The organism is Vibrio genomosp. F10 str. 9ZD137 (assembly GCF_049974785.1).
GTDB lineage: Bacteria > Pseudomonadota > Gammaproteobacteria > Enterobacterales > Vibrionaceae > Vibrio.
Genome location: NZ_JBNGCJ010000617.1, coordinates 1 through 1,956 on the forward strand (window position 1 = coordinate 1; position 1,956 = coordinate 1,956).

Consider the following 1,956-nt stretch of genomic DNA (forward strand, 5'->3'; position numbering starts at 1 on the left):
CGCTCTTCCGATCTACGATGAAGACGGCTTGAATAAGGCGCTCGAACAAATAGGTTTTTTCAGCGAAAGCATTGAACCCACTCAACGCAAAGCGGTTCTCGATCTGGTTAAAATGGCGTGTGAACCGATGTTAATCGACGAGCTATACGATTTTAAAACAAGTGAATTATCTCAACGATTACGAGAAGCCGGTACCATCTTAAGCATGGAGCAAGACTACTGGCATACCCCTCCAGCCGATGCCATTTTCTTACACCGAAAAATTGCCGGAATGTACTTACTTGCCGCGAGAATTGAAGCCAAGGTTAACATTCACCAACTCGTAGCGCCTTATGTCGCACTAAAAGAAAATCAGCATGAACTGCCGTGATAGTTCGATCTGTTCTCAGCAAGGTAAAGTTTGCGCCAAGCCAAAACTCTGAATGCCAATCAAAGACCCTATTTACACACCAGCCAAAGACAGGCTCACTGGGTGAGCTTGTTCCAATCATAAATGATTTCGTCAAATTCGAGTCGACCGAGTAGAATGAGAATTAATAAGTCGCACTGTTTTCCACGTATTATTCTGATTGAAGGCAATATGAGTGATAGAACCCGAAAAAAACTAGAGAAAGCCCTACTGTTTATTGAACAGAATATAGAGGAGAAGATTTCGGCAGATCAAATAGCGCAGCATGCGACGTTATCAATCTTTCATTTCCAACGGCTATTTAGTGCCTATTTAGGTGAATCTGTCAGCCAGTATCTGTTACACCGTCGTTTAGAGCTGGCTGCAAAAACCTTATCAGAACAACCTAACTTGGGGATTATCGAGATTGCATTGAAATCAGGCTTCGAAACTCATAGTGCTTTTTCTCGAGCATTTCGACAACATTTTCACGTTAGCCCGAGTGAGTTTCGCTCACACCCTGAACACGTTAGAATAGGGTTGGACGAGTCACGGCCTTTCCTAAAAACCATTGCCGCAAAGAATTTAGCGCCAAAGATTAAACTTAAAACTTTACCAACCTTGTTTTATCATTACAGCACAACGTTAGGAACGATAAATGGAACGTTTCTGAGTCAAGTTCTGCCAGCTGTTTCTAAGGAGTTCTATCGATTAGGTCAAGAGCCTCTACTGCACGGTTTAGCGAGTGCTTTCCCCTCTAGCCCACAAAATCTTAACGATGAACATGCTCTCGTCCTTTACGGCGCACTTTTTTATGAACCGAAAGACCATTTGCATACACCGCATTCAAGCCAAATTAGTCAGGGATTATGGGCCATATTTGAACATGTCGGTCATTACGATTACCTCTATCAGACGTGGAATCATGCTTTTCGTTCTTGGCTACCAAGCTCAGGCTATGAGCTCAGAGAGACTCTTCCTTTCGAACTGTATCTGACCTCTCCTGATAATACGCCCCCAGAAAGTTGGATAACACACATTTATATACCGATAAAAGATAGCAGAGATTGAACAGCCAAAAAGAGCGTATGCTGGTGCAATAGGTCCTAGATAATACATAAGGAACTATCTATGACCATTCACCATATGGCAGCTATTGAAGCTTGCGAAGCCCTGAAGAAAGGAAATATCACCGCTCAAGAAGTCAAGACACACTTACTAAGCCGAATTTCCATGCTTGATGACGAAATAGGTGCTTTTATTTATCAAGACCAAACTGCTGCATTAGATAACACCGAGTTACTCGCAGGTTTGCCCATCAGTTTTAAAGACCAATTTCACATAAATGCCCTACCTTGTAGCTTCGGCCTCAATAAAATAACATGCAGTGATTTCACTGCGCCTATCGTAGAAAAGCTGTTTGCCCAAGGCGCGAATTTACTGGGCAAAACTAGCCTTCCTCCTTTGGCCATGGATTTTCAAACTAATAACTCGATTCGCGGTTTTTGCAAAAACCCATGGAATCATGAGTACACGGTTGGAGGAAGTAGTGGAGGCGGTGCGGCGGC

2 protein-coding genes and 1 pseudogene are annotated in these 1,956 nt (G+C 43.1%); all 3 read left to right on the forward strand.

The window, feature by feature from the left end; genetic code table 11:
* Positions 1 to 370 (forward strand): annotated as a pseudogene (locus tag ACP45E_RS14970) (AarF/ABC1/UbiB kinase family protein); the annotation flags it as partial.
* 156 nt (positions 371 to 526) lie between these two features.
* A complete protein-coding gene (locus tag ACP45E_RS14975; RefSeq protein ID WP_241824318.1) occupies positions 527 to 1,459 on the forward strand; it encodes a helix-turn-helix domain-containing protein in 933 nt (310 codons plus the stop codon).
* A 60-nt stretch (positions 1,460 to 1,519) separates the two neighbouring features.
* A partial coding sequence (locus ACP45E_RS14980; RefSeq protein ID WP_241824319.1) for an amidase family protein occupies positions 1,520 to 1,956 on the forward strand: 437 nt, incomplete at its 3' end.